This window comes from Ruminococcus flavefaciens ATCC 19208 (genome assembly GCF_000518765.1).
Taxonomy (GTDB): Bacteria; Bacillota; Clostridia; order Oscillospirales; family Ruminococcaceae; genus Ruminococcus; species Ruminococcus flavefaciens.
Genome location: NZ_JAEF01000006.1, coordinates 211,884 through 231,021 on the forward strand (window position 1 = coordinate 211,884; position 19,138 = coordinate 231,021).

Consider the following 19,138-nt stretch of genomic DNA (forward strand, 5'->3'; position numbering starts at 1 on the left):
GGTGTTTTTCGGAAAGGATATATTATGAGTTACAAACTTAATAAAAAGCTGGTAAATTTAGTGCCTTATGACCCAATCACGGGACACTATGACATAAGACTCGACGCAAATGAGAGCTGCTTCAATCTCAATGACGCGCTCAAAGCGAAGATAAACAAAAGCATATCTCAGATAGACTTCAACCGCTATCCCGACTGCCTTGCAAAAGCTCCAAACAAGGCTTTTTCAGAGCTTTACAATATTCCCGAAGAGATTATCAGTTCGGGAAACGGTTCTGACGAGCTTATCAGCATAATCGAGGGCTGCTTTTTTGAGGCTGGAGATACTATCGTAAATGTATCCCACGATTTCTCAATGTATGAGTTTTACGCTCAGCTTTATGAAGTCAAAGTAGCAACATATCAGAAGGAAGCTGATCTTACAATTGATCCCGATAAGCTCATTGCATTCTGCAAGGAGAACGGAGCAAAGGGTCTCATCTTCTCAAATCCCTGCAATCCTACATCACTTGGTCTGGACAAAGCAGCTGTCAGAAAGATAATCGAGTCACTTGACGATGTACTCGTTATCCTTGATGAAGCTTATATGGACTTCTGGGATCAGTCCATACTTTCAGAGGTCAATAATTATGACAATCTTATAATACTCAAGACTTGCTCAAAGGCTATAGGACTTGCAGCAGTAAGATTTGGCTTTGCAGTTGCAAACAAGACTATAACCAACGCGCTCCGTGCAGCTAAGTCACCATACAACAATGATACAGTTGCTCAGACTATCGTTGCTGACATTCTCAGCGAAAAGGAATATCTTAAGGAGTGCCGCGATATAATCGTTGCAAATACAAAGAAGCTCTACGGCGATATCCTTGAAATAGATAAAAAGTACAGTTGCTTTGAGAAGATATACGAACCATGCACGAATTTCGTATTAATAAAGACAGACGAATTTGAAAAGATATACAGCTTTATGCTGGAAAACTCTATCGCAATAAGGAAGTTCAAGGGCTTTATCCGTATAACAGCAGGTACAGAAGCTGAAAATGCACGGTTTATAAGCATTCTTGATAGGTACTTCAGTAAGTAATGGAGGTTAGTATGCGTACAGGAACTATCGAACGAGATACAAAAGAGACTCAGATAAAGGTAATTGTTACACTTGACGGAAAGGGTAAGGCTGAAATCGACACAGGAATAGGATTTTTCGACCATATGCTCACAGCTCTTTCTGTACACAGCGGCATAAGCATGACTGTCAAAGTCAAGGGTGATCTGCACGTTGACTGTCACCACACCATTGAGGACACAGGCATAGCTCTCGGAGCTGCCTTAGGACAGGCTCTCGGTACAAAGTCGGGAATCGTCCGCTACGGTACGGCATATATACCTATGGACGAGTCTCTTGCAATGGCAAGCCTTGACCTGAGCAATAGACCTTTCCTTGTATTCAACTGCGATTTTACAAATCAGAGCTGTGGTGAGTACGATCTCTGCATGACGGAGGAGTTCTTCCGTGCATTCGCATTTAATTCGGGCATGACTCTGCACATTAATCTGCTCTACGGCACAAATGACCACCACAAGGCAGAGGCTGTATACAAGGCAGTTGCTCATGCACTTAAAACAGCTGTGACAGAAAATTCAGACGGTTCAACTCTCTCAACGAAAGGAGTTCTCTGATGATAGCTATAATTGATTACGGCGCAGGCAATATTTTCAGCGTAAAGAACGCTCTGGACTACCTCGGACTTGAAAGTAAGCTTGTCAGCGACAAGGAGTCCGTAAAGTCTGCGGACGCTGTTATACTTCCCGGAGTCGGAGCATTTCCTGCGGCAATGAAAAAGCTTGAGGCTACAGGACTTGTGGACACTATCAAGGAAGAAGCAACGAAGAAGCCTTTCCTCGGTATTTGCCTCGGTATGCAGCTCATATTTGAAAAGGGCTATGAATTCGAGGAATGTGACGGTCTTGGACTTATCGGCGGCAGTGTAAGAAAAATGGAAGAGCCCGAGCTTATAATCCCGCACATGGGTTGGAACAAGCTCGAAAAGCTCAATGACTGTCCGCTTCTTGAAAATGTAGGCGACAACGAGTATGTTTACTTTGTTCATTCATACAAGGCTCACTGTGAGGATAAGAATATAGCTGCGTATGTTGAATACGGCGGAAGAGTGCCTGCACTTGTTTACGACGGAAAATACGTATACGGCGCACAGTTCCATCCCGAAAAGAGCGGCGAAACAGGACTTAAAATTCTCCGCAGCTTTGGAGGACTTATTAAATGAACAAGCTCATCATAGTCGAAGGACTGCCATGCTCGGGGAAGAGTACAACTGCAAGATTTATTGCTCAGCATCTTGATATGACTTTCATTGACGAAGGCACGGGCGATCATCCTGCGGACTATGAGTTTCATGCATTTTTGACGGATAACCAGCTTGAAAGTTTCACATCAGACGAGCGTGAAAAGATAGCTCGGCATACTGTAAAAAAGTCAGGCGGTAATATCGTTAGTCTCGGAGAATTCAGCGGAGAGCTATTCAATAAGCTTCTGCAATACAAGATATACGATTTTCTTCCGTGGGAGACCGAACGTGCTGTAATGCTTGATAAATGGCGTGAATTTGCAGCTAAAAATGACGGCGGCAGATATGTTTTCAACTGTGTGCTTTTGCAGAATCCCATGTGCGAGACTATGATGCGTTTTGGCTTTGACAAGTCGGTTTCTGTTGGATATATAGCTGAAATTTGCAAAATAATAAAGTCTTTTTCGCCGCTTGTAGTATATCTCAAAAACAGTGAAGTTTACGAAAGCGTAAAAAGGGCTTCCGTTGAACGAGGAGAAGAGTGGCTCAATGCAGTCATCGACTACCACTGTAACGGTGAGTATGGCAAAAGTCTTGGACTAACAGGTTTTGACGGATATATATCTGCACTTGAAGAAAGACAGCGGCGTGAACTGGATATTCTCAGCGGACTTGATATCAGCAGCAGTGTTCTTGACGATCCGCAGAAAGACTGGAACAAAGCGTATTCGGACATACTTGCAGAGTTAAAGTGAGGGAATGTTATCATGGTATATAAGAGTATGCTTTCAAGCTCGTATAATACCCGTGAGCTTGGCGGCTTCAAAACAGCTGACGGCAGTATTACGGAGAATAATGTGTACTGGCGCAGCGATGTACCTTCTTCTCCGCAGGCTGATGATATCAGGAAGCTTATTTCAGCTCATATAACGACTATAATCGATATGCGTACAGAAGCGGAGAGAGTAAAGATTCCAAATAAATTATCTGAGCTTTCAGAGTTTGAATACCATCACTTCCCGATAATTGAGGGAAGCAGTGTTCCCGAAAGTTTTGAGGCTGTACCGGTGTCATATATGAATATAGCGACTGCTGAAAATATGCCGAAGGTGATGAAAGTCCTTGCAGAAGCAGAGCAGGGTGTTCTTTTTCACTGTACGGCAGGAAAAGACAGAACAGGCGTAGTAAGTGCAATAATACTTATGACCTGCGGAACTGACAGAGAGTCAATAGTCAGAGATTATGTCATCAGCCGCGAGTACAACCGCAAAAGGCTCGAAGCATTTCTTTCAGCTCACCCCGAGGTGGACAGGAATATCGTCCTTGCAAATGAAAAGAGTATGAACGTTTTTATTGACCTTTTTACAAAGCGCTTCGGCACTGTAGAAAACTATTTTGAAAGAATAGGATTGTCCATCGGCCATATTGAAAGGATACGCAGCAAACTTATAAAATGATACAGGAGAAAAAATGAAGAAAAAAACATTGAAAAAAATTTCAGGAGCGATTTTGGCAGCCGGTCTGGCAGGATTTTTGATATGGGACAATGTATATACTTTCAAAGGTGAGGGCAGACATTTTTTTGAAGGAAGATACTATTCTGATTTTTATACCTTCAACGGAAAAGAAGTAATTGAATTTCAGCTTGAAACAGGCGAAAAGCTTCACCTTGACGCTCATATTGAGAAAGGTAAGGCAGAGGTCTCATTTACCTGTAAGGGCGAAAAAAAGGGCGAGGTCATAAGTAATATCAAAGATGCAGATACTTATTTTACTGCTGATAAAACAGGCAGATATGTTGTAAAAATGAAGTTTAAACACGCTAAAGGAACGGTTGAGATAAAGTGTGACGATCAGGTAAAGGACAAGACCATTTACCGCTAAAGATCAAAATAGGAGGACTAATATGATAATTTTTCCCGCAATAGATATAAAGGACGGCAACTGTGTCCGCCTTTTCAAGGGCGATTTTTCCACAGTAGAAAAGGTAGCTTCCGACTACCTTGAAACCGCAAAGAGCTTTGAGGCGGCAGGAGCACAGTGGATACACATGGTAGACCTTGACGGCGCAAAAGAGGGCAGACCTGTCAACACAAAGATATATACCGATGTTGCCGAGAAAACTAACTTAAAGGTAGAGCTTGGCGGCGGTATCCGCAGTCTTGAGACTATAAAGGCTTATCTTGATATGGGTATCACAAGGGTGATACTCGGTTCAGTAGCGCTGAAAAATCCCAAGCTTGTCTGTGAAGCTGTTGAGAAATTCGGCAGTGAAAAGATAGTTGTAGGGATAGATGCGATGAACGAAATGGTAGCTACAGAGGGCTGGCTGGAAAGCTCCGATGTACACTATATCGACCTTGCAAACAAGATGATAGAATCAGGCGTGAAGTACTTCATTTTCACTGATATTTCCAAAGACGGCACACTCTCAGGCGTAAACCGCGAGCAGCTCAAAAAGCTTGCAGACGCTACTGAGGGCAGAGCCAATATCGTAGCAAGCGGCGGAGTTCATACAATGGACGACATCGTTGCCTGCAAGGAAATGGGACTTTATGGTACAATATGCGGAAAGTCCATATACAAGGGAACTTTAGATCTCAAGGAAGCAATTGAGTATTCAAATGAATGAAAAGGCTTTTAAAAAGCTTCATACAGCAGTAAATATCATTTCATTCGGTATGCTTGCTGTGTATTTAGTGTATATGCTGTCGGTTTACAGGAACTTTCCAAAACAGATAGGCATACATTACGGCGAGGATAACGAATTTGATGTTTACGCTTCAAAATGGCTGGCTTTTTTCCCGTTTATGGCAGGTTTCGGACTTACGTGGATATTCACATTAGCTCAGATAGCGGCCGGAAAGATAAAGCGTATCGGCAAGAAATTAATTGAAGAAGATTACAGGTTCATCAGGATAACTTTCATTGCAGCTCTTGACGCAATGAAGCTGTTCTGGTCAGTGTTCTACACCATATGGGCGCACTGTGTTATACACCAGACGAGAATGTTCACTTTCGGCTTACCTATAAGGGAATTACAGACTTTGCCATTATTGATAATAATAGGAGCTTTTCTGGCAGCTGACAGCAAAGTCAGACTGAAAAAGTCTAAAAAGTATATAATCACTGCTGAGTTATTATTAATTGCAGTGGTAATATTCGTAGTTATAATAAAGAACAATTTTTAAGGAAGTGAGAAAATGCTTGCAAAGAGAATAATCCCTTGCCTTGATGTAAGAAACGGCAAGGTAGTAAAAGGCGTAAATTTTGAGGGAGTACGTGATGTAGGCGATCCTGTGGAGTGTGCTGAGGAGTACAACAAGCAGGGCGCAGACGAGATAGTATTCTATGATATAACTGCTTCATTTGAGGGACGCGGAGTTTTCCTCGATGTAGTAAGAGATACAGCTAAGAAGGTATTCGTACCGCTTACAGTCGGCGGCGGTATCAAGACAGTTGACGATATCCGCGAAGCTCTGAGAGCAGGTGCTGATAAAGTATCCGTAAACTCTCAGGCTGTACAGAATCCGCAGCTTATAAAGGACGGTGCAGACATATTCGGAAGTCAGTGCATCTGTGTAGGTATCGACGCAAAGAAGATAGCTGATAACAAGTGGACTGTTTATATAAACGGCGGACGAAAAGATATGGGCATTGACCTTATCGACTGGGTACACACTATCGAAAAGCTTGGAGCAGGTGAGATATGTCTCAACTCCATTGATGCCGATGGCACAAAAGAAGGTTTCGATATCCCTATGCTGAAAGCTGTATGCGACAACTGCTCTATACCTGTTATCGCCAGCGGCGGAGCAGGCAAGATAAACGACTTCTATGAGGTGTTTGAGAAAACAGGAGCTACTGCTGCTCTTGCTGCTTCTCTTTTTCACTTCAAGGAGCTTACTGTCGGCGAAGTCAAGGACTACTGCCGTGGAAAGGGCGTAATAGTGAGATAAGCTATGGAAAAGATATGGGAAGAAATGTATGCGGCGGCTAAAACTGTGCTTGCACCTCGGCGTATATCTGAGTATGTTACGGCAGGTGAAGTATCTGCGGCTGTGCTCAGCAAGTCAGGTAAAATATACACAGGCGTATGTATCGACACTTGTTCAACGCTGGGAATATGTGCGGAGAGAAACGCCATATTCAACATGATAACCAACGGTGAGAATGAGATCGACAAGGTACTGTGTATCTCGCCGAGAGAGGGCAAAGGAGCTCCATGCGGTGCCTGCCGTGAGCTTATGGTACAGTTGATGCCGGAAAGCTACAAGGATATCGAGATAATGCTCGATTACAGAAACGGCAAGGTAATAAAACTGGGAGAAATAACTCCAAACTGGTGGATAGATTATTGAAACGAAAGGTAAAAACAATGATAAAGATAGACATGAACGACCTTGACAAATTCTTCGTAAAGGGTGAACTTATCCCTGCGATATGCTATGAGGTCAATACAAAAACAGTTCTTATGCTTGCGTATATGAACAAGGAGAGCCTGAAAAAGACTCTCGAAACAGGCTATACATGGTTCTGGAGCCGTTCCCGTCAGGAGTACTGGAACAAGGGTGCAACTTCGGGACATTTGCAGAAGGTTGTCTCTATATACGGCGACTGTGATAACGATACACTGCTTGTAAATGTTGAGCAGACGGGAGTTGCCTGTCATACAGGCAGCTACAGTTGCTTTTTCAATGAAATATATAATACAGAGGAGAATGAATAATGACAGTTTATCAGGAAATTTTTGAAGTTATCAAGGAAAGAAAAAAGCAGTTCGAGAATGGAACTGCTGCTGAAAATTCTTATACCTGCTACCTTTTTGAAAAAGGTGTAGATAAGATATGCAAGAAGGTAGGCGAGGAAGCTACAGAGACAGTTATCGCAGCAAAGAACGGCGACAACGATGAGCTTATGAACGAGATAAACGATCTTCTCTATCACGTAATGGTACTTTGTGCAAATCAGGGACTTGACTGGTCTGACGTTGAGAGAGTTCTTGATGAAAGAAACGAGAAAATAGGCAATCTCAAGAAATTCCACGAAGTTGACAAGAATACATGATGAAAAGCCTGAGAGGTTAAACTCTCAGGCTTGAATTTTTATCCGCCGAGTCTTTGCTTGAAATCAGTGGTGTCAAGGAAATCAAACAATGCTGTAAGGATATTATTGTAGCATGGAATATAAAGATGCATACCGTCACCTGATGAATAGTCATCTTTCAGATTCTGCTCATTATCACATACTACTGAGTATGTATCGAAAAAGACTACCTGCGGAAGATCCATATCCATTACCATATCTTTAAGTGCCGCATTATATTCGCGTATGATATCGTTCCGCACAACATTGCAGTAAGAGCTTACAGGTGTAATTGCGGCGACAACGATATTTATATCAGGCATACGCTTTATAAGCTCTTCTATGACCTCACGGTATCGCTCTACGTATGGATCGGGATAGTTAAGATTTACATCGTTCATACCTACAGACATATAAAGCAGTCTTGGGTGTACATAATCTATGGCATCGACCATTCCCATTTCTCCGCCGCCGAGGTCAAATGTAAAGTAATCAAGATTCCACATTGATACAGAGTCGGCTGCAATATTGTGCATATTGGGAATAAAACCATAGTAACATAATCCGAGAGTTATAGAGTCGCCTGCAATTGCAAGTCGCTCTTGATAGAACTTGCTGTTGGGAGACTGCCCTGCAAGTCGTTCGGGCTCACACACCTCATACTTTGAAGTTGTAGTTACAGTTGTGGTTGTAGTGGTCGCTGAAGTGGTATTTGCAGTTGTCGGAGGGCAGGTAAACTCATTATTTAATATATCCGCGGCAGATTTTATAGTATCAGCAAAGCAGCATATGTTATCCTGTGTTCTTTCTGCGTGTCCGAGAGAAGAGGTAAGGCAGAAAGACAGACATACCGATAAAAGTATCAGAAGCAGTGCCGTCATAGGATATTTCAGCAGAAATAAAAGCTTGTATTTCATTAGATACACTTCCTGTGTAAAACGTGGAAAAATTTTCGCACAAACTCTGTGCAAAAGCTAACGCACCATTAAGTGCAAATTATATTTTACCATATTTTTACGAAATTGTAAAGTAGCTGCGAATAAGCAGTGTTTTTGTCATATTTCCTTGACATCATGGCAAATGGATAGTATAATAATATTTGCAATATTTATGAACTTTCAGGAGTTGATACAAATGGACAGCGTAAAAATATCAGAATTGTATGATCTTACTCATACAGCTTCAAAGGAATATCTCAGCCGCTTTACATACCCTTGGGAAGCTTTAAAGGGAATAAGCAGCTTTATTATCGAACTCGGAGCAACTCTGAGTCCCGATGAATATGATAACCCGTCAGAAAACGTATGGGTACACAAGACAGCAAAGGTATTTTCAACAGCTTATCTCGGTTCACCATGCATTATTGGTGCAGGCACAGAGGTGCGTCACGGCGCATTCATAAGAGGAAGCGCACTTGTGGGAGAGAACTGTGTTGTTGGAAACTCAGTAGAGCTTAAAAATGTTATCCTTTTTGATAATGTTCAGACACCTCATTATAATTATGTTGGCGACAGTATCCTCGGCTACAAGTCACATATGGGTGCAGGTTCTATTACATCAAACGTTAAGTCTGACAAGACCAATGTAGTTATCAAGTCGGGCGATGAAAAGATCGAAACAGGAATAAAGAAGATCGGTGCAATGCTTGGTGACTTCGTTGAAGTCGGCTGCAACAGCGTTTTGAATCCCGGTACTGTTATCGGCAGGAATTCAAATATTTACCCTACAAGCTGTGTGAGGGGAGTTATACCCTCTGACAGCATTTACAAGACAGGCGGAGTCATTGTCCACAAAGTCTGATATTCGGAGGCGTTGGATTTGAAAAGAAAGATACTTGCTTCTGTCATTATGACAGCTGCTTTTGCACTTACAATAACAGTTGCCTGCTCCGACAATAACAGTGACGATTATCTCAAAGAACAGGCAACTACAGTAACAACAACTGCTACAGAAACGACTACCACAACTGAGACGACTACCGAAGTTGCTACTGCTGCTAAGAAAGAGTACAAGGAGCTTGTAAGTACATATTCCGGTACTTATGTAGCAACTCAGGGACTGACAGGACTTGATTTTTCAGTATTCGGTACTGATGAAGAAGGTAAAATACAGGCATTGTTCTCGTTTCATGAAGATCCTGCAAATCCGGGTGTACCTACAGGAAGCTATCATATGGAAGGTACTGTTGAAAAATCCGACAATGATGATATTGTAACAGTTACTTTTAAGGGTGCAGAATGGGAGAAAAAGCCTGAAACATATCATATAATTGAATTCAAGGCCGTTTTTGATGTTAAAAACGGTACGCTTGAATCAGATGATTATGAAATAAAGCTGAAAAAATCAGCAGGTGCTGATCTCACTTATCTTATAAACAATTATGACGGCATCTATTCCCCTGATACAGGTGACAATACTATAAAGCTCACTGTTGAGGACGTAGGAGATCACGGCGATTTGCAGGCTGTTTTTGAATATGAGCCCCAGATGGGAAAGAAGTCCAGCTTTATAACTATTGGTCAGGTAACCAATATCGCTCCCGACGGAAAAGTAACTGCAAGCTTTGAAGGTTCGGAGTGGATCGTAGAAGCCGATGATAAGAAATTCATTGACTTTGAAGGCGTATTCTCCGCTGACGGGCTTGATTTCATAGAAAACGGCGGACATAATATAAGAGTTTACGCACAAAGATAACACAGAGCTGCCTTCGGGCAGCTTTTTTGTTTGATTTTTTTTGCTGTAAATATTGTAAAATACAGCAAAATGTGGTATCATAGAAGTAGTATTTTTACACCGCTAAAGGCAGAATGGAGGACTGTATGGATAATAAAATCACTTTCAGCGGCAATATGACCGCTCAGATCAATTTTGCAATGCAGCAGAATTATGTCCCTGTATTCAGAAATATCGTTATGACAAATAATTCCGATGAGGAAATTAAAAATGTCAGACTGAGGATAAGCTTTGAGCCTGAATTCGCAAAGGTATTTGAATCAGCTCCTATTGATCTTCTGCCTGCACAGCCTGTAGAGATAGTTCCGATAAATATTATCATGCTTTCCGATTATCTTTTCAGTCTTACTGAAAAGCTTGTTGGAAGCGTTACCATAGAAGCACTTCAGGGCGAAGAAGTAATTGCATCGGAGACAAGCAGCATAGAACTTCTTGCCTATGATCAGTGGTCAGGCATAAATTTCATGCCCGAGACTGTTGCAGCTTTTGTAAGTCCCAATCACCCGAAGGTTCAGGAGATAATGTCTGTTGCAGGCACGTATCTGAAAAAATGGTGCGGTGATCCTGCATTTACTGGTTATCAGACAAAGAATCCGAATATAGTAAAGCAGCAGATGGGCGCGATATATGCAGCCTTACAGGAACAGAACATAGCCTATGCCATGCCGCCTGCAAGCTTTGAGGAGTCTCAGCGCATACGTATGCCCGATACTGTGCTTGAAATTAAGCAGGGTACTTGTCTTGATCTGTCAGTGCTTTATTGTTCATGCCTTGAAGCAGCAGGACTCAACCCTATGATAGTTCTTGTGCAGGGGCACGCTTTTGCAGCCTGTTGGCTGGATAACGAGACCTTCTCCGATTGTCTGCAATATGATATGTCCGCTGTTACAAAGCGTATAGCTCACGGTATAGATGCTGTATGTGCAGTTGAGTGTACAGATTTTGTTGCAGGAAAGAATACAGACTTCGACAGCGCCGAGAAGCACGCAGCAGGTCATCTTGATGATGCAGCCAAGTTCTTCTTTGCAATAGATATAAGCCGTACCCGTTCAAGCGGAATACGCCCCGTACCTGCAAGAGTATACGAAAACGGTGCATTCAAGGCAGTTGACTACGGTGAGCGTAAAAAATCTGAGATAACATCTGCTCCCAATGAAATAGATATTATCGGTCAGGCTATTGCGGGCGGTGAGGCTAAAGAGGTCACGAAACAGGTGATATGGGAGAGAAAGCTTCTTGACCTCAGTCTGAGAAACAGTCTGCTCAATTTCCGTCCGTCAGCTATGAGCGTACAGCTGATGATAAGTGACCTTGGAGTACTTGAGGACGAGATATCCAAGGGCGAGGACTTCAAGGTCATGTCCATGCCAAATGATACTACATTACAGATGTCCGACAGTAAGATATACGAAATAGAGAATGACCGTGACCTTATTACTTCCATTTCAGAGTCTGAATTTAAGAGCCATCGTCTGAGGACGTTCATGAGTGAGACAGACCTTGAAAAAGTAATGAAAAAGCTCCACAGACAGGCTAAAGTAAGTATTGAAGAAAACGGTGTAAATACCATATATCTTGCACTTGGCTTCCTGCGCTGGTATGAGACTGATAAGAGTGATAAGCCTCGTTATGCACCTCTTGTACTCGTACCTATAGATATAATCAGAAAGGTACAGGAAAAGACCTATCTTATCCGTATGCGTGATGAGGATACGCAGGTGAATATAACCATGCTTGAGATGCTGAGGCAGTTCTTCGGTATTGATATAAATGGTCTTGATCCTGTTCCCGAGGACGAAAACGGCGTAAACTTGCAGATAATATTCAACACTATCCGTCAGGGGATAATGTCTCAGCCGCGCTGGGATATCGTTGATTATGCCTTCATAGGACAGTTCTCCTTTAATCGTTTCATCATGTGGAACGATATCCGCAACCGTGCTGACGAGCTGGCAAAGAATAAGGTCGTTGCAAGTCTTATCTCAGGCAAGACTGAATGGGCAGGCGATGACCTGTACATATCTCCTCTTGATCTTGATAACAAAGTAGCACCCTCTGACCTTGTAGTGCCGCTGAGTGCTGATTCATCGCAGCTTGCGGCTGTATATGCTGCATCTCAGGGCAAGAGCTTCGTTCTTCACGGACCTCCCGGAAGCGGTAAGTCACAGACAATCACTAATATGATAGCAAGTGCGCTGTATCAGGGAAAATCTGTACTTTTCGTAGCCGAAAAGATGGCAGCTCTATCCGTTGTTCAGAAGCGTCTTAACAAGGTCGGTCTGGGACCTTTCTGTATTGAGCTCCATTCCAATAAGGCACAGAAACGTGCTGTTCTCAAGCAGCTTGAAGAGACTTTAAATGTGGGACGCATCAAAAAGCCTGCCGAATACAAGGCTCAGGCTGACAAGATATCCGAAATGCGCAAAGAACTCAACAGTACAATGGAGGAGATACATAAAAAGCGTAATTTCGGCTGCTCAATGTATGATGCAGCTGTAAGATATGAAAAGAACAGCAGCTATGGCGGTAAATTCACATTTACCAATGAACAGATCGACGCAATGAGCGAAACATCTTATTCTGTATGGCGTGAGACTCTCGAAAGCCTTACTGCGGCAGGGAGAGAGTTCGGTGACGTTACTACAACGGCTCTCGGAGTATGCGAGCTTACTTCATGCACTCCCGAAACAAGGGGAGCTATGGAGGCAAAGCTCCGAGAGCTGAAAACAGCTCTTACCGCTGCTCAGAGCGACACACAGCAGCTTGCTGCGTTTACAGGCAGCAGCGAAATGACATTTGAGCAGTGCAAGCTTGCCGCAGAAATACTTACCGCTGCATCTGGCGGAGACCAGCTTCTTCCCGATATTATCGGTGACAGCCGCTGGAACGGCTTCAAGGAGTCGGCACAGGGGATTATAAATACAGGTAAGGAGCTTTCACAGGCGAAAGACGAGCTCCTCACAAAGTTTGAGCCTTCTGTCCTCGGCTATAATGCAAGCGATGCTCTTGTAAGATGGAAAACTGCGCAGAGCAAATGGCTCATAGGAAAGGCTTTAGGCAGCAAGAAGCTTGTCAAGGAGCTTTCCGCTCATGCCAAATCGTCGTCAACGGTCACAAAGTCCAATATCACCGAGTATTATGACAAGATAAACCATTTCAATGCTCTTAAAGATCAGGTATCTTCCGCTCAGCCTGAGCTTGTGAAGTATTTCGGCTCATTTAAGCTTGATGAAAATGCCGACTGGATCAGCATTGAGAAGTGCGTTGCACGTTCATCTGAGCTTGGCGAAAGAATGTCAGCTTCGTCATTTGCTCCCGAAATAAAGCAGAAGCTCTGTGAGAGCTTGACTAACGGAGTCAGCAGTGATACATCGAAGATATCTGTTGATTACGCAGCATTGGAGAATGTATCATCTCAGCTAAGGAGCAATTTTGGTATAAATACAGACAAGCTCATAACAGGCGAAAGCTGGGGAATTGACGCTCAGCAGAAAGCAGATGCGGTTATTGAGTCTCTTCCACAGCTAAAGGAATGGACAGGTATTGTTACCATATGCAATAAGCTCCGTGAGCTTGGCATAGGCAATGTTGCCGATGCTTACATGAACGGCGATGTGCCGACAGAACAGCTTATCGGTGCATTCGACAGTGATATAAGCAAAGCTATGGTAACAAGCACTATTTCCCGAAACAGCGTATTATCACGTTTTCAGGGTACTCTCTTTGAGGAGACTATCAGAAAATTCGGCGAAGTCCTCGACGATTTCTCTACACTTTCTATCAAGGAGCTTGCAGCCGATCTTTCTGCAAAGATACCTACTCCCGGCAGCTCCGTAAACAGCTCAGAGATAGGAATTCTTCAAAAGGCAATAAAGTCAAACGGCAGAATGATGTCCATACGAAAGCTTTTTGACAGCATACCTAATCTGCTCCGCAGAATGTGTCCTGTAATGCTTATGAGCCCTATTTCCGTAGCTCAGTATATAGACCCGTCATATCCTAAGTTTGACCTTGTTATATTCGATGAGGCTTCACAGCTTCCTACCTGCGAGGCTGTAGGAGCTATTGCAAGGGGCGAGAACGTTATAGTTGTCGGCGACCCGAAGCAGCTTCCGCCTACAAGCTTCTTTGCTTCAAATCAGGTTGACGAGGAGAACTACGAGAAGGAAGATCTTGAAAGCGTACTTGACGACTGTCTCGCACTTTCTATGCCTCAGAAGCATCTGCTCTGGCACTATCGTTCACGCCATGAGAGCCTTATTGCTTACAGCAACTCAAAGTATTACGAGAACAAGCTCTATACTTTCCCGTCGCCTGACGATCAGGTATCCGAGGTAAGTTGGGTACACGTTGAAGGTTACTATGACAAGAGCTCTACACGCACCAACAAGGCAGAAGCACAGGCAGTTGTAGAGGAGATATGCCGCAGACTTAGAGATGAAAAGCTTAGAAAGCTCAGCATAGGTGTTGTAACATTCAGTCAGCCTCAGCAGAATCTCATTGACGACCTTCTCATGGACGCATACCGCGATGACCCTAAGCTTGAAGAATACGCAAATGAGATGTATGAGCCTATCCTCATCAAGAACCTTGAAAATGTACAGGGGGATGAGCGTGATGTTATCATGTTCTCTATCGGCTACGGTCCTGACAAGGACGGCAAGGTATCAATGAACTTCGGTCCTCTTAACCGTGACGGCGGTTGGAGACGTCTTAACGTCGCTATCTCACGTTCAAAGTGTCAGATGATTGTATTCTCCGTTATCACTCCAGATATGATAGACCTTTCACGTACACGCTCCGACGGTGTTGAGGGGCTCAAGGGCTTCCTTGAATTTGCCGCAAAGGGAAGAAGTGCACTTCCTGTAAGAGCTGGTTCAAGGGGCAGCTCTGACGGCTTTGAGACAGTAGTAGCCGAAGAGATCAGAAAGCTCGGTTATGAGTGCAGATGCAGTGTTGGCTGCTCTGACTATAAGGTAGATGTTGCAGTAGTAAATCCCGATAAGCCTGATACTTACATTATGGGTATAAACTGCGGCAACGAAGCAAACTTCCACAATGGTACAGCAAGCGACAGAACTCTTTCGCAGCCAAGCGTACTCAAGGGACTGGGCTGGAACGTTATGAGCGTTTATATCATAGACTGGCTTGACAATAAGGAAAAAGTACTCAGTAAGATAAAGGCTGAGATAGACGGTGCGATTGTGAGATATCGTAACCCTCAGGCTGCTCCGAAAGCAGAGGAAAAGAAGAAGCAGGAGATCGTGTTTGAGACAGAAGAAGTAAGCAGCTTTTCCGAGAGCTTCGACGAGTTCAAGTCATTCAAGATAAAAGCTCTGGGAACTTCCGAAAACTTCAACGAAAGCAGTACTGCTAAGATAACCAAGTGTATAAACGATATACTTACTGCCGAAGCTCCGATGAACAAGAAAACACTTGCTAAAAAGACATTTTCATGCTGGGGCATATCACGTCCGGGAGCAAATATGAAGGCACTTTTCGATAAAGCTTTTGAAAATTCAGATGCACAGGTAACGACAGCAGGAGAAAACGAGTATGCATGGCTGAAGGAGCAGTCTCCGGAGGCATATGACAAGTGCAGAACTGTATATAACAGCGATGAAAAGCGTGATATCGACGAGGTAGCTCCTGAGGAGATAGCAGTGGGAATAAAAGCGATAATGTTACGACAGGTAGCTATGGCTCGTGAGGACTTGCTCCGTGAGGTAGCACATCTCTTCGGATTTACAAGAATTACAGGTACTCTCGAAACGTCTGTAGCTCTTGGCATAAAGGCGGCTAAGAACCGCGGCTGGGTAGGCTTTGCCGAGGATGGCAGAGTGACCTACACAGGAAACTAAAAATATGGAGGACGAAATTGAAACGACTTCTCATAATTATTGGAAAAATAATAGTAAAGCTTTTGAAGCTTCTGCACCGCAATGCAGGAAATCTGCCCGGTATTGTGCTGTGGCACCTGTCACGGCATAAGGCAGTTTCCATGTTCAAGGTTGAGTGCCCTATAATAGCAATAACAGGCACCAACGGAAAGACCTCCGTCACTAACTGTATAGCTCAGCTTTTTGAACGAAGCGGCAAGAAGATCATCATAAACAAAGAAGGCAACAACCTTGATACGGGAATATGCTCCATGCTGCTGAAATACTGTGATATGTCAGGTAGGGTCAGGGCTGACTACCTTATACTTGAAACAGACGAGTCTCATGTACCTGTGGTGTATTCTCAGCTAAAGCTTGATACACTTGTGGTACTGAACTTCTTCCGCGACCAGCTTGACAGAAACGGCGAAATGGAAACCCTTATCCAGAAAATAAACGGCTTCTGCAAGACATTTGAGGGCAATCTTATTCTCAACGGTGACGACCCGAATACAGCTCGTCTTGGAAGAGCCAATCCCAAGAACAAGAATGTAAGATACTTCCACGCAGAGCCATATGCTTTTGCTACAAAGAAGATATTTGAAGCCTCTGAGGGACGTTTCTGCCCATTCTGCGGTGAAACATTGGAGTATGATTACTATCAGTATTCACATATCGGAAAGTTCATCTGTAAGAAGTGCGGTTTCGGAGATTATGAGCCTTACATCACAGCAAAGGATATTGACCTTGAAAAGCCCGTATTTACGGCTGATGGTCATACCTATTCACCAAAGCTGAACAGTATCTACAATGTCTACAATATGACCGCAGTTGCGTCAGCAGCAAAGCTCTACAGCATTGACCAGAAGATAACCGACGAAGTTATCAACAGCTATACTGTCAAAAACGGACGTATGGAAAATTTCATGCTTGGAAATAGCAAGGCAACTCTCAATCTCGCTAAAAATCCGGTCGGAGCAAATATGACTCTTCGTGTAATGAACGAAATGAACGGAGAAAAAGAGCTTCTTTTCGTACTCAACGATAATGTTGCGGACGGACTTGACGTTTCTTGGATCTACGATATAAATTTCAGCATCTTTGAACGTGTTTCACGAGTAGTTACATCGGGTACAAGAGCATATGACATTGCTGTTAGAATAAAGACAGCAGGCTATGATCCTGCGAAGATAGTTGTTCGTCCCGATCTTGACAAGGCGGTCGAGGAGCTTGCAAGTACAGAGAGCAGAAAGTTCATAATCGCAAACTATACGGCTGTACAGCCTACAAGAAGTGCGCTTAAACGCTATATCGCAAAGCATGGAGGTAACAAATGAAAACAATAAAAATTCTTCATATGTATGCCGATATGCTTGATCTTTACGGTGACAGCGGAAACATGGAGGTCATGGCGTTCCGATGCAAAAAGCGTGGTATAGAGTGTCAGATAGACAAGTATTCCATCGACTCGGAAATGCCTGATTTCAGCTCCTATGACCTTATTTATATAGGCGGCGGCGCTGACCTTGAACAGCAGCATATTTCCGCCGACCTGCTCAAATGCAAAGACGGCATTGTAAAAGCTTATAAGAATGGCACATTTCTGTTCCTCATATGCGGCGGATATCAGCTCATGGGAAAATACTATCGTGATGCTGACGGCAACGATATAAAAGGACTCGGACTTTTTGACTATTTCACTGTAGCTCCCAACAGCCGCAGAAAGCGCTGTATCGGCAATATCGTCATTGAGACCAAGCTCACGGGAAAGCCTGTAAAGGTAGTAGGCTTTGAGAATCACGGCGGTCAGACTCAGGGAGTGAAAGCTCCGTTTGGCAAGGTTCTTTACGGAAACGGAAACTGCTCCAAGAGTGAGGCTGAAGGATATTGTGAAAAGAATGTCATCGCAACTTATCTTCATGGACCATGTCTTTCAAAAAACCCTGAAATATCCGATTACATGATAGAATACTGCGTAAACAGGGGAGAGTCAGAGCATATTGCTATCGAAGCTCTTGACGATACTCTCGAAAAAGAATGCAGGCAGGTAATGCTGGACAGACTTCTTAAAAATTCATAATTCATAATGCGTAATTCATAATTAATCGTGTCCGCTTTCGTGGACAGATTTGAATATGCAGCCTGAAACATTCTGTAGGGGACGGCGTCCTCGACGTCCCATTTGTTATGTAACGGTGCTTCATGGAACGGCGAGGGCGCCGTTCTCTACAAGCTAATGACTTACAAGGGCAACAGACAGTTGCTTGATTTTGACGGCAGATATGTTATAATGACATCAGAGGTGATGATAATGGATACCAAAAATATAATACTTGAACTCAGGACTAAACACGGAATGTCTCAGGACGAGCTTGCAGAAAAGGTCTTTGTTACACGACAGGCTGTGTCGCGCTGGGAGACAGGCGGTACTATCCCTAATACTGAAACACTGAAGCTTCTGTCGCAGCTATTTGATGTTTCCATAAACGAGCTTTTGGGCTCACCGAGAAAGCTTGTGTGTCAGTGCTGCGGAATGCCACTTGAGAACTCTCTGATAAGCAAGGAAAAGGACGGTTCATTCAACGAGGATTACTGCAAATGGTGCTATGCTGACGGTCAGTATACCTATCATAATATGGACGATCTTATTGATATATGTGTAAAGCATATGGCTGGGCAGGGCTTCACTGAGGAACAGGCTCGTGAATATATGAAGGATATGCTGCCGAAGCTCAGTTACTGGAAAAATCATAAGGAGCTTGAGGACGGCGGCAAGTTTGAACTTTTCAAGAAGCAGCTTATTGAGGAATTCAATGCACTGAATATCAATGGTATGCCAAAGGTGGAAAAGCTGAATGCCCTGGTTGGAGCATATGTCAATATTGCCTATCCTATGTCTAACGGCAGTGTGATAAAGCTTCTTGACGACAGTGCAACATACCTCGGAAATCAGCTTGAAAGCGAGCACGGCGACGGACGTTGCTTCGGAATACTTGCAAACGCGGATTTCCTGCTTGTATCTTCTTACGGAAAAGACGGTGCAGAGCCAGAATTGCTGCTTTATAAAAAGAGATGATGTAATTTAACGGACAGCGTGTGTTGTCCGTTTTGTCATTTTTCGGTTTGTTTCTCCATAAAA

Annotated in this window: 19 protein-coding genes; 18 read left to right on the forward strand and 1 reads right to left on the reverse strand. The window is 43.5% G+C overall.

The window, feature by feature from the left end:
- Positions 1–24: 24 nt before the first annotated feature.
- From L870_RS0100910 to hisE, 12 genes are read left to right on the forward strand one after another with little or no spacing between them, the layout of a single operon-like run.
- Positions 25–1,083 (forward strand): pyridoxal phosphate-dependent aminotransferase, encoded by a 1,059-nt coding sequence (locus L870_RS0100910; protein WP_028516504.1) that lies wholly within the window; start codon positions 25–27, stop codon positions 1,081–1,083.
- Positions 1,084–1,094: 11 nt separating this feature from the next.
- Positions 1,095–1,676 carry an imidazoleglycerol-phosphate dehydratase HisB gene (hisB, locus tag L870_RS0100915; RefSeq protein ID WP_028516505.1) on the forward strand — a complete coding sequence of 194 codons (582 nt, stop codon included), beginning with the start codon at positions 1,095–1,097 and terminating at the stop codon, positions 1,674–1,676.
- Positions 1,676–2,281 carry an imidazole glycerol phosphate synthase subunit HisH gene (gene hisH, locus L870_RS0100920; RefSeq protein ID WP_028516506.1) on the forward strand — a complete coding sequence of 202 codons (606 nt, stop codon included), beginning with the start codon at positions 1,676–1,678 and terminating at the stop codon, positions 2,279–2,281. Before hisB ends, hisH begins: the two co-directional genes overlap by 1 nt.
- Positions 2,278–3,057 (forward strand): P-loop NTPase family protein, encoded by a 780-nt coding sequence (locus tag L870_RS0100925; RefSeq protein WP_028516507.1) that lies wholly within the window; start codon positions 2,278–2,280, stop codon positions 3,055–3,057. Before hisH ends, L870_RS0100925 begins: the two co-directional genes overlap by 4 nt.
- A gap of 12 nt (positions 3,058–3,069) precedes the next feature.
- A complete protein-coding gene (locus L870_RS0100930) occupies positions 3,070–3,759 on the forward strand; it encodes a tyrosine-protein phosphatase (RefSeq protein WP_028516508.1) in 690 nt (229 codons plus the stop codon).
- A 13-nt stretch (positions 3,760–3,772) separates the two neighbouring features.
- Positions 3,773–4,186, forward strand: a complete 414-nt coding sequence (locus L870_RS0100935; protein ID WP_028516509.1) for a hypothetical protein — start codon at positions 3,773–3,775, stop codon at positions 4,184–4,186.
- Positions 4,187–4,208: 22 nt separating this feature from the next.
- A complete protein-coding gene (hisA, locus tag L870_RS0100940) occupies positions 4,209–4,934 on the forward strand; it encodes a 1-(5-phosphoribosyl)-5-[(5-phosphoribosylamino)methylideneamino]imidazole-4-carboxamide isomerase (RefSeq protein WP_028516510.1) in 726 nt (241 codons plus the stop codon).
- Positions 4,927–5,493: a DUF1648 domain-containing protein gene (locus L870_RS0100945; RefSeq protein ID WP_028516511.1), complete on the forward strand. Its 567-nt coding sequence runs from the start codon at positions 4,927–4,929 to the stop codon at positions 5,491–5,493. Before hisA ends, L870_RS0100945 begins: the two co-directional genes overlap by 8 nt.
- A gap of 12 nt (positions 5,494–5,505) precedes the next feature.
- Positions 5,506–6,261, forward strand: coding sequence for an imidazole glycerol phosphate synthase subunit HisF (gene hisF / locus L870_RS0100950; RefSeq protein WP_019678610.1), 756 nt, complete (start codon positions 5,506–5,508; stop codon positions 6,259–6,261).
- A 3-nt stretch (positions 6,262–6,264) separates the two neighbouring features.
- Positions 6,265–6,663, forward strand: coding sequence for a cytidine deaminase family protein (locus L870_RS0100955; protein WP_028516512.1), 399 nt, complete (start codon positions 6,265–6,267; stop codon positions 6,661–6,663).
- Between the two features lie 17 nt (positions 6,664–6,680).
- On the forward strand, positions 6,681–7,031 hold the full coding sequence (hisI, locus tag L870_RS0100960; protein WP_028515665.1) for a phosphoribosyl-AMP cyclohydrolase: 351 nt from the start codon (positions 6,681–6,683) through the stop codon (positions 7,029–7,031).
- Positions 7,031–7,369 carry a phosphoribosyl-ATP diphosphatase gene (hisE, locus tag L870_RS0100965; protein WP_028516514.1) on the forward strand — a complete coding sequence of 113 codons (339 nt, stop codon included), beginning with the start codon at positions 7,031–7,033 and terminating at the stop codon, positions 7,367–7,369. The genes hisI and hisE overlap by 1 nt, the downstream gene beginning before the upstream one ends.
- A 38-nt stretch (positions 7,370–7,407) precedes the next feature.
- Here the strand turns inward: hisE and L870_RS0100970 are convergent, their stop codons facing one another.
- The gene (locus L870_RS0100970; RefSeq protein WP_028516515.1) at positions 7,408–8,304 is read right to left on the reverse strand and encodes an SGNH/GDSL hydrolase family protein; all 897 of its coding nucleotides are present in this window, start codon (positions 8,302–8,304) and stop codon (positions 7,408–7,410) included.
- A gap of 217 nt (positions 8,305–8,521) precedes the next feature.
- Here L870_RS0100970 and L870_RS0100975 point away from each other — a divergent pair, with 217 nt between their 5' ends.
- The 6 genes from L870_RS0100975 to L870_RS0101000 all read left to right on the forward strand — a co-directional run bounded on the left by L870_RS0100975 (position 8,522) and on the right by L870_RS0101000 (position 19,075).
- Positions 8,522–9,187 carry an acyltransferase gene (locus L870_RS0100975; RefSeq protein WP_028516516.1) on the forward strand — a complete coding sequence of 222 codons (666 nt, stop codon included), beginning with the start codon at positions 8,522–8,524 and terminating at the stop codon, positions 9,185–9,187.
- A gap of 18 nt (positions 9,188–9,205) precedes the next feature.
- Positions 9,206–10,081, forward strand: a complete 876-nt coding sequence (locus L870_RS0100980) for a hypothetical protein (protein WP_028516517.1) — start codon at positions 9,206–9,208, stop codon at positions 10,079–10,081.
- Positions 10,082–10,206: 125 nt separating this feature from the next.
- Entirely contained in the window at positions 10,207–15,981 is a 5,775-nt protein-coding gene (locus L870_RS0100985; RefSeq protein WP_037270707.1) for a DUF4011 domain-containing protein, read from the forward strand.
- Positions 15,982–15,998: 17 nt separating this feature from the next.
- Positions 15,999–17,336: a Mur ligase family protein gene (locus L870_RS0100990; protein ID WP_028516519.1), complete on the forward strand. Its 1,338-nt coding sequence runs from the start codon at positions 15,999–16,001 to the stop codon at positions 17,334–17,336.
- A complete protein-coding gene (locus L870_RS0100995; RefSeq protein ID WP_028516520.1) occupies positions 17,333–18,079 on the forward strand; it encodes a type 1 glutamine amidotransferase in 747 nt (248 codons plus the stop codon). Before L870_RS0100990 ends, L870_RS0100995 begins: the two co-directional genes overlap by 4 nt.
- Before the next feature lie 102 nt (positions 18,080–18,181).
- Positions 18,182–19,075, forward strand: a complete 894-nt coding sequence (locus L870_RS0101000; protein WP_278244591.1) for a zinc ribbon domain-containing protein — start codon at positions 18,182–18,184, stop codon at positions 19,073–19,075.
- Positions 19,076–19,138 lie beyond the last annotated feature (63 nt).

Excerpts from the sequence above, each read along its gene's own strand:
- L870_RS0100910 (WP_028516504.1), top strand. The coding sequence starts at position 25 with ATGAGTTACAAACTTAATAAAAAGCTGGTAAATTTAGTGCCTTATGAC.
- hisB (WP_028516505.1), top strand. The coding sequence starts at position 1,095 with ATGCGTACAGGAACTATCGAACGAGATACAAAAGAGACTCAGATAAAG.
- hisH (WP_028516506.1), top strand. The coding sequence starts at position 1,676 with ATGATAGCTATAATTGATTACGGCGCAGGCAATATTTTCAGCGTAAAG.
- L870_RS0100925 (WP_028516507.1), top strand. The coding sequence starts at position 2,278 with ATGAACAAGCTCATCATAGTCGAAGGACTGCCATGCTCGGGGAAGAGT.
- L870_RS0100930 (WP_028516508.1), top strand. The coding sequence starts at position 3,070 with ATGGTATATAAGAGTATGCTTTCAAGCTCGTATAATACCCGTGAGCTT.
- L870_RS0100935 (WP_028516509.1), top strand. The coding sequence starts at position 3,773 with ATGAAGAAAAAAACATTGAAAAAAATTTCAGGAGCGATTTTGGCAGCC.
- hisA (WP_028516510.1), top strand. The coding sequence starts at position 4,209 with ATGATAATTTTTCCCGCAATAGATATAAAGGACGGCAACTGTGTCCGC.
- L870_RS0100945 (WP_028516511.1), top strand. The coding sequence starts at position 4,927 with ATGAATGAAAAGGCTTTTAAAAAGCTTCATACAGCAGTAAATATCATT.
- hisF (WP_019678610.1), top strand. The coding sequence starts at position 5,506 with ATGCTTGCAAAGAGAATAATCCCTTGCCTTGATGTAAGAAACGGCAAG.
- L870_RS0100955 (WP_028516512.1), top strand. The coding sequence starts at position 6,265 with ATGGAAAAGATATGGGAAGAAATGTATGCGGCGGCTAAAACTGTGCTT.
- hisI (WP_028515665.1), top strand. The coding sequence starts at position 6,681 with ATGATAAAGATAGACATGAACGACCTTGACAAATTCTTCGTAAAGGGT.
- hisE (WP_028516514.1), top strand. The coding sequence starts at position 7,031 with ATGACAGTTTATCAGGAAATTTTTGAAGTTATCAAGGAAAGAAAAAAG.
- L870_RS0100970 (WP_028516515.1), bottom strand. The coding sequence starts at position 8,304 with ATGAAATACAAGCTTTTATTTCTGCTGAAATATCCTATGACGGCACTG.
- L870_RS0100975 (WP_028516516.1), top strand. The coding sequence starts at position 8,522 with ATGGACAGCGTAAAAATATCAGAATTGTATGATCTTACTCATACAGCT.
- L870_RS0100985 (WP_037270707.1), top strand. The coding sequence starts at position 10,207 with ATGGATAATAAAATCACTTTCAGCGGCAATATGACCGCTCAGATCAAT.
- L870_RS0100995 (WP_028516520.1), top strand. The coding sequence starts at position 17,333 with ATGAAAACAATAAAAATTCTTCATATGTATGCCGATATGCTTGATCTT.